Origin of the sequence: Rhodovulum tesquicola (assembly GCF_024128855.1) — a bacterium.
GTDB classification, from domain to species: domain Bacteria; phylum Pseudomonadota; class Alphaproteobacteria; order Rhodobacterales; family Rhodobacteraceae; genus Rhodovulum; species Rhodovulum tesquicola.
In genome coordinates this window covers 159,196-166,964 of sequence record NZ_JAMYDV010000001.1, presented here as the reverse complement: position 1 = coordinate 166,964, position 7,769 = coordinate 159,196, and the positions used below count along the sequence as shown (strand labels likewise).

Sequence of the window (7,769 nt, the reverse complement as noted above, 5' to 3'; positions counted from 1 at the left end):
ACCCCCCCCCCCCCCCCCCCCCCCCCCCCCCCCGGGTCGGCTTGCGCAGCAAGCCGAAACCCTTCGCGCGCTCGATCCGCGGGCCTTCGCCCGCCGCCTCGCCCTAGCCGCCCAGCCGCCGCTTGCGCATCGCGATCAGCCGCAGCCGCAGCGCGTTCAGCTTGATGAAGCCCTGCGCGTCCTTCTGGTCATAGGCGCCCGCGTCTTCCTCGAAGGTGACATGGCTTTCCGAATACAGCGAATGCTCCGACCAGCGGCCCACAGTCCGCACCGAGCCCTTGTAGAGCTTCAGCCGCACGGTGCCGGTGACATGCTCCTGCGACTTGTCGATCAGCGCCTGCAGCATCTCGCGCTCGGGACTGAACCAGAACCCGTTATAGATCAGTTCGGCATAGCGCGGCATCAGCTCGTCCTTCAGATGCGCCGCGCCGCGGTCCAGCGTGATCTGTTCGATGCCGCGATGGGCCTCAAGCAGGATGGTGCCGCCAGGCGTTTCATAGATGCCGCGCGACTTCATCCCGACGAAACGCCCCTCGACCAGGTCCAGCCGGCCGACGCCATGCCGCCCGCCGATCTCGTTCAGCCGGGTCAGCAGGGCGGCGGGCGACAGCGCCTCGCCGTTGATCGCGACCGCATCGCCGCGCTCGAAGCTCAGCTCGACATATTCCGGCGTATCGGGCGCCTTTTCGGGATCGACGGTGCGCTGATAGACATAGTCGGGCGCCTCGATGGCCGGATCCTCCAGCACCTTGCCCTCGGACGAGGTGTGCAACAGGTTCGCATCGACCGAGAACGGCGCCTCGCCGCGCTTGTCCCTGGCGATCGGGATCTGGTTCTTCTCGGCGAAGTCGATCAGTTTCGTCCGGCTGGTCAGGTCCCATTCGCGCCAGGGCGCGATGACCTTGATCTCGGGGTTCAGCGCATAGGCGCTGAGTTCGAACCGCACCTGGTCGTTGCCCTTGCCGGTCGCGCCATGGGCAACCGCATCCGCCCCGGTCTCCGCCGCGATCTCGATCAGCCGTTTCGAGATCAGCGGCCGCGCGATGGACGTGCCCAGCAGGTAGAGCCCTTCGTAGACCGCGTTCGCCCGGAACATCGGGAAGACGAAGTCGCGCACGAATTCCTCGCGCAGATCCTCGATATAGATGGCGCTGGCGCCCATCATCTCGGCCTTGGCACGGGCCGGTTCCAGTTCCTCGCCCTGGCCCAGGTCGGCGGTAAAGGTCACGACCTCGCAGCCATAGGTCGTCTGCAGCCATTTCAGGATGATCGAGGTGTCGAGGCCGCCGGAATAGGCCAGAACGACTTTCTTGGGCGCGGACATGCGGAGAACTCCGTTGAGGGAAGTTCCGGCGGCGTTTATTGCGTTTCGGTCAAAGGGGCAAGGGCGGCCCGGGGCTTGCATTCGGCCCACCCGTCGCGCCAGAGGAGTGCCATGAGCGATTTCTTCACAAAGGCCCGTGCCGCCGAATCGGCCCTGCGCGAGCTGTTCCCGCCGACGCCCCTGCAAGGCAATGTCCATCTCTCGGAACGCTATGGCGCCGAGATCCTGCTCAAACGCGAGGATCTGACGCCCGTGCGCTCCTACAAGATCCGCGGCGCGTTCAACGCGATGCGCAAGGTCCTGGCCGCCCGGCCCGATCAGCGCGTCTTCGTCTGCGCGAGCGCGGGCAACCATGCCCAGGGCGTCGCCTTTGCCTGCCGCCATTTCGGGGTGCAGGGGGTCGTCTTCATGCCGGTCACCACGCCGCGGCAGAAGATCGACAAGACCCGCACCTTTGGCGGCGAGAATATCGAGATCCGGCTGACCGGCGATTATTTCGACGACACGCTGGCCGCGGCCCAGGCCTGGTGCGCCGAGGCGGGCGGGCATTTCCTTTCGCCCTTCGACGACGAGGACGTGATCGAGGGGCAGGCATCCGTCGCGGTCGAGATCCTCGACGCGCTGGACGGCGCACCCGATCTGGTGATCCTGCCGGTGGGCGGCGGCGGGCTTGCCGCGGGCGTCGTCTCGGCCCTGCGCGAGGTGGCGCCCGGAACGCGCGTGAAATTCGTCGAACCCGCGGGCGGCATGTCGCTGGCGGCGGCGGTGGCCGCCGGGGCGCCGGTGACGCTGCCCCGTGTCGATACCTTCGTCGATGGCGCCGCGGTCGCGCGGATCGGGACAAAGACCTTCGGCGTGCTTGGCGGGATCGACGCGGGCGACGTTCTGGCCGCGCCCGAGGACCGGATCTGCGCCACCATGCTCGAGATGCTGAATGTCGAGGGGATCGTGCTGGAACCCGCCGGTGCGCTGGCCGTCGATGTGCTGCCGGTGCTGGCCGATCAGATCGCGGGCAAGCGGGTGATCTGTGTGACGTCAGGCGGGAATTTCGATTTCGAGCGGCTGCCCGAGGTCAAGGAACGCGCCCAGCGCTACTCGGGCGTGAAGAAGTATTTCATCCTGCGCCTGCCGCAGCGCCCCGGCGCGCTGCGCGATTTTCTCGACCTTCTGGGGCCGGAGGATGACATCGCGCGGTTCGAATATCTCAAGAAATCGGCGCGGAACTTCGGCACGGTGCTGATCGGGATCGAGACATCGCGGGCCGAGAATTTCCCCGCGCTGTTCGCCCGGATGGGCGAGCGGGGCCTCGTGCATCGCGACATCACCGACGATGTGGTGCTGTCGGAATTCCTGATCTAGGCGACCCGCGACCGGGCCTTGCCCGCCGTCATCAGCAGCCCGCGGGATTCGGCATAGCTGTCGAGCAGCGCCGAAAGCTCGACCGCTTCGCCCTGCGCCAGCCGGTGTTCCAGACCCCGGCAGATCGCGCAGAACTCCTTGAGCCCGAGATTCAGCGCCGAGCCGCGCACGAAATGCAGGTCCGAGGGAAGGCAGGCGGGATCCGGCGCGTCGCGCAGCCGGGTCATCACCTCGTCCACCTCTTCAAGGAACAGATCCAGCACTTCGTCAAAGGCATCCTCCCCGACTTCGCTGCGCAGTTCCTCCACCCTGTTCCAGTCGATCATCGCAATCGTCACCTCCGCCACGCCCCCGCCGCGTCTGTCAGACTAGGGGGATGCTGCTTAACGGTGAATGAGCCTCAAGGCGAAAAAAAGGTCGAAAACGATCTTTCACGGCCCGTTAAGCCCCTGTGCCCTACTGCGACCGATGAACAGCACAGAGATGCCCGTGACCATCGCGATCGAACAGCCGCATTTTCCGCAGGAACCGCCCTCGCTGGTGCGGCTGGTCCTGCTGGTCGACGACAGCCGCCTGCAGCGGCGCATCCTGCGCGCCTCGCTGGAACGCTGGGGCTATGCGGTCGAGGAATGCGGCTCGTCCGAAGAGGCGCTGGACATCTGCCGCGAACGGCCGGTCGACCTGATCATCAGCGACTGGATGATGCCCGGCATGAACGGGCCGGAATTCTGCCGTGCCTTTCGCGCCCTGCCGCGCGACAGCTATGGCTATTTCATCCTGCTGACCTCGAAATCCGAGACCGGAGAGATGGTCCATGGCCTCGATGTCGGCGCCGACGAATTCCTCACCAAGCCCGTGAATGCCAACGAGCTTCGGGCGCGAATCGCCTCGGGCGAACGCATCCTGCGCATGGAAAACCAGTTGCGCGAAAGGAACAGATTGCTCAGTGCGACGCTTGGCGAGTTGCGCAGTCTCTATGACGCCGTCGACCGTGACCTGGTCGAGGCGCGCAAGCTGCAACAATCGCTGGTGCGCGACCGCTCGCGCCGCTTCGGCGGATCCGAGGTATCGCTGCTGTTGCGTCCCTGCGGCCATGTCGGCGGCGATCTCGTCGGCTTCTTTCCCGCGGGCGATGGGCAGGTCGGCCTGTTTTCGGTCGATGTCTCGGGCCACGGGATCAGCTCGGCGATGATCACGGCGCGGCTTGCCGGGCTGCTGTCCTCGGCCTCGGCCGAACAGAACATTGCGCTGGAATCCGATGCCGATGGCGCCATCCATGTCCGCCCGCCCGAAGAGGTCGTGGAACATCTGAACCGGCTCTTCCACGAAGAGCTGGAGACAGAGCATTACTTCACCATCCTGTTGGCGGTTGTGTCGCTGGACACCGGGATCATGCGATTCGTTCAGGCCGGCCACCCCTACCCGGCGATCCAGCGGGCCGATGGGCGGGTCGAGTTCATCGGCGCGGGCGGTTTGCCCGTGGGTCTGATCCCGGGCGCGCGCTACGAGGTGGACGAAGCCCGACTTCACCCCGGCGACCGCATCCTCATGGCCTCGGACGGCATCACCGAATGCCCGTCCCCGTCGGGCGATCAACTCGGCGACGAGGGGCTTTGCGCCCTGATGCAGCGCAACGCCGCCATGCGGGGCGAGTCCTTCCTCGAAGTCGTGATGACCGAACTGATCGACTTTGCCGGCAGGCCGGACCTGCCCGACGACATCTCGGCCGTCCTGTTCGAGTTCGGCCAGGCCGAGGCCCCCTAGCGCGCAACCCCCAGAAAGCGCGCCACGAAATGGCGGTCGCCCGCATTGCCCAGCTCCCGCAACGCCGCTTCGGGCGACATCCACAGTGCGCTATGGCCCGGCTCGCGCGGGGCGCCATGGGCGCGGACCGGACGGGCCAGATAGATGGCGCACAGCTTTTCCGCCCAGAGGTCATATTCCGGCATGTAGGTGAACCGCCGGAACGCCCCCAGCCGCCGCGTCACGTCGATCCGCCAGCCGGTTTCCTCGAACACCTCGCGATGCAGCGCCGACAGGGGCGATTCGCCCGGGTCGATGCCGCCGCCGGGCAACTGGTATTCCGGGACCGGCTCCTGCTGATGCGTGACCAGAAGCGAGCCGTCGCGCACCAGCAGGGCATAGGCCCCCGGGCGCAGCCGGTAGCGTTGGTCCGCCTGTATCGCCTCGCCGAATCGACGGATCATGCTCTCCCCCTTTGTGCTTGGGCCGCAGGCTCTATATAACGCCCCCGGGCCATGGCCCAGAACCAGGGAAACGCTCATGTCCATCGGATCGCAGATCGCCTGGGACGATACCGTCCTGCCCTTCCAGCTTGACCGCAGCGATATTCGCGGGCGGGTCGCCCGGCTGGATGGCGTTCTGGATCAGGTTCTGGCGCAACATAACTACCCGCCTGGGATCGAGGCGCTGGTGACCGAGGCCGTCTTGCTGACCGCGATGATCGGCCAGACGATCAAGCTGCGCTGGAAGCTGTCCTTGCAGGTGCGCGGCGACGGCCCGGCCCGGTTGATCGCGACCGATTACTACGCCCCCACCGAGCCCGGCGCCCCGGCCCTGATCCGCGCCTATGCCAGTTTCGACGCCGCGCGGCTGACCCCGGGCGCCGACCCCTTCGGCCTGATCGGGCAGGGCTATTTCGCGATGCTGATCGACCAGGGCCGTGACATGCAGCCCTATCAGGGGATCACGCCGATCGCCGGCGGCTCGCTTGCCTCCTGTGCCGAGACCTATTTTGCCCAGTCCGAACAATTGCCCACCCGGTTCGCGCTGGGCTTCGGCCGGACCCGGCTGCCTGGCCAGCCCGAACGCTGGCGCGCGGGTGGCGTGATGCTGCAACTGATGCCCGCGGCCTCGATCCCCGCCGTGGCCGAAGGTGGCAGCGGCGAGGCGGGGCTGTTGCAGGCGGATGACATCCTCGACGGGGACGAGGCCGAGGCCTGGACCCGGGCCAACCTGCTGCTCGACACGGTCGAGGACATGGAACTGATCGGCCCCGCGGTGCAGCCGACCGAAATGCTGGTGCGGCTGTTCCACGAGGAACGCCCCCGCGTCTTCGACCCGCAGCCGGTGCAGTTCGGCTGCACCTGTTCCGAAGAAAGGGTGCGGCAAAGCCTGTCGATCTATTCGGCCAAGGATATCGGCCACATGACCACCGACGAGGGGATCGTGACCGCCGATTGCCAGTTCTGCGGCGCGCATTACGAACTGGACCCCGCGACCCTGGGGTTCGAGGCGGAACAGGGGCGCGATGCCGGGGAGTGATCCGCTCACGCTGCTGCGGGGGGCGCTGTCCCGGCCGGGCGGTGAAACCTCGGATCACGACCTGAACCCCGATTTCATCATGCCCGAAGGCCGCGTGTTGCGCCCCGCCGCCGTCCTGGTGCCGATCCTGTCCAGCCCGGCGGGGCTGCGGGTGATCCTGACCAAGCGATCTTCCCGGCTGGTGCATCACCCCGGCCAGATCGCCTTTCCCGGCGGCAAGCTCGATGCGGGTGACGATGGCCCCGTCGCCGCCGCGCTGCGGGAATCGCATGAGGAAATCGGCCTGCCCCCCGATCTGGTCGAGGTTCTGGGCATCCTGCCGTCGCATGAAACCGTCACGGGCTTCACCGTGACCCCCGTTCTGGGCCATGTCAGAGACTGTTTCGACCCGATCCCCGAGGCCGGAGAGGTGGACGAGGTGTTCGACGTGCCCTTTGCCGAACTCATGGATCCCGCGCGCTATGTCGTCCAGTCGCGGTTCTGGCGCGGCCAGCGGCGGTATTACTACACAGTGCCCCATGGCCCCTATTACATCTGGGGCGCGACCGCGCGCATCCTGCGGGCGCTGGCCGACCGGGTGGCGCGATGATCCGGGTGCGGGGCGAGTGGTTCTTTGCCGACCATACCCAGTCGGTCTGCCGCATGCTGACCGCCGCGGGCCATCAGGCGCTGTTCGTCGGGGGCTGCGTGCGCAACGCGCTGCTGGGCGTGCCGGTCTCCGATATCGACATCGCCACCGACGCCCGCCCCGACCGGGTGATCGCCCTCGCCGAGGCGGCGGGGCTGAAGCCGGTGCCGACCGGGCTGGATCACGGCACGATCACCGTGGTCGCGGGGCATCTGCCGCATGAGGTCACGACCTTCCGCCGCGACGTGGAAACCTTCGGGCGGCATGCCGTGGTGGCCTTTGCCGATACCGCCGCCGAGGATGCGCATCGCCGCGATTTCACGATGAACGCGCTTTACGCCACGCCCGAGGGCGAGGTGATCGACCCGCTGGGCGGCCTGCCCGACCTGATCGCGCGGCGGGTGCGCTTCATCGACGATGCCGATGCCCGCATCCGCGAGGATTACCTGCGCATCCTGCGCTTCTTCCGGTTCCATGCCTTTTACGGCGATGCCGATGGGGGGCTGGACGCCGACGGGCTCGCAGCCTGTGCCGCGCATGTCGAGGGGCTGTCCCGCCTGTCGCGCGAACGGGTGGGGGCCGAGATCGCCAAGCTGCTCTCTGCGCCCGACCCTTGCCAGAGCGTGGCCGCCATGGCGCAGGCGGGCGTGCTGGCGCAGGTGCTGCCGGGATCCGATCCGGCCTTGCTGCCGGTGCTGGTGCATCACGAGGCGGCGCTGGGCCTGCTGCCCGACCCGATCCGGCGCCTCGTGGCATTGGGCGGCGCGGATCATCCCGAACGGCTGCGCCTGAGCAAGGCCGACGCGCGCAGGCTGGCCCGGCTGCACGAGGCGATGACCGGGACCGACGCTCCCGGCGCGCTGGCCTACCGTCTGGGCGCGGCCGAGGCGCGGGATGCCATGCTGCTGCGCGCCGCCGCGACCGGCACGCCCCCCCCGGCCGACCTGTCCGACCGGATCGCCGAGGGCGCTGCCGCCATTTTCCCCGTCACCGCACGCGATCTGATGCCCGCCTTCACCGGCCCTGCGCTGGGCGCGCAGCTCGACGCGCTGGAAACACGCTGGATCGAGTCGGGGTTCAGCCTGACCCGGGCGGAGCTGCTCGGCCAGCCGAAGGCCGTTTCGGGCCGGAACAGAGACGCATAAGCCACCCAGACCGCGCCATGGTGGCCCT

Annotated in this window: 8 protein-coding genes; 5 read left to right on the top strand and 3 right to left on the bottom strand. The window is 67.7% G+C overall.

Annotation, left to right across the window (positions count from 1 at the left end; translation table 11 throughout):
• Positions 1–103 precede the first annotated feature (103 nt).
• Positions 104–1,324 carry an argininosuccinate synthase gene (locus tag NHN26_RS00705; protein WP_253087613.1) on the bottom strand — a complete coding sequence of 407 codons (1,221 nt, stop codon included), beginning with the start codon at positions 1,322–1,324 and terminating at the stop codon, positions 104–106.
• 111 nt (positions 1,325–1,435) lie between these two features.
• On the opposite strand from NHN26_RS00705, the gene ilvA reads away from it, so the two are divergent.
• Positions 1,436–2,683, top strand: coding sequence for a threonine ammonia-lyase IlvA (gene ilvA / locus NHN26_RS00700; protein ID WP_253087612.1), 1,248 nt, complete (start codon positions 1,436–1,438; stop codon positions 2,681–2,683).
• Here the strand turns inward: ilvA and NHN26_RS00695 are convergent.
• Complete coding sequence (locus tag NHN26_RS00695; protein ID WP_253087611.1) at positions 2,680–3,009, bottom strand: Hpt domain-containing protein; 330 nt, start codon at positions 3,007–3,009, stop codon at positions 2,680–2,682. The genes ilvA and NHN26_RS00695 overlap by 4 nt on opposite strands.
• 142 nt (positions 3,010–3,151) lie before the next feature.
• Between NHN26_RS00695 and NHN26_RS00690 the strand changes: the two genes are divergently transcribed.
• Positions 3,152–4,447 (top strand): PP2C family protein-serine/threonine phosphatase, encoded by a 1,296-nt coding sequence (locus NHN26_RS00690; RefSeq protein ID WP_253087610.1) that lies wholly within the window; start codon positions 3,152–3,154, stop codon positions 4,445–4,447.
• Here the strand turns inward: NHN26_RS00690 and NHN26_RS00685 are convergent.
• The gene (locus tag NHN26_RS00685) at positions 4,444–4,890 is read right to left on the bottom strand and encodes an NUDIX hydrolase (RefSeq protein ID WP_253087609.1); all 447 of its coding nucleotides are present in this window, start codon (positions 4,888–4,890) and stop codon (positions 4,444–4,446) included. The two genes, NHN26_RS00690 and NHN26_RS00685, sit on opposite strands and share 4 nt — an antisense overlap.
• Before the next feature lie 76 nt (positions 4,891–4,966).
• On the opposite strand from NHN26_RS00685, the gene hslO reads away from it, so the two are divergent.
• From hslO to NHN26_RS00670, 3 genes are read left to right on the top strand one after another with little or no spacing between them, the layout of a single operon-like run.
• Positions 4,967–5,968 (top strand): Hsp33 family molecular chaperone HslO, encoded by a 1,002-nt coding sequence (hslO, locus tag NHN26_RS00680; protein WP_253087608.1) that lies wholly within the window; start codon positions 4,967–4,969, stop codon positions 5,966–5,968.
• On the top strand, positions 5,955–6,557 hold the full coding sequence (locus tag NHN26_RS00675; RefSeq protein WP_253087607.1) for a CoA pyrophosphatase: 603 nt from the start codon (positions 5,955–5,957) through the stop codon (positions 6,555–6,557). The genes hslO and NHN26_RS00675 overlap by 14 nt, the downstream gene beginning before the upstream one ends.
• A complete protein-coding gene (locus tag NHN26_RS00670) occupies positions 6,557–7,741 on the top strand; it encodes a CCA tRNA nucleotidyltransferase (protein WP_253087949.1) in 1,185 nt (394 codons plus the stop codon). Before NHN26_RS00675 ends, NHN26_RS00670 begins: the two co-directional genes overlap by 1 nt.
• The last annotated feature ends 28 nt before the right edge of the window (positions 7,742–7,769 follow it).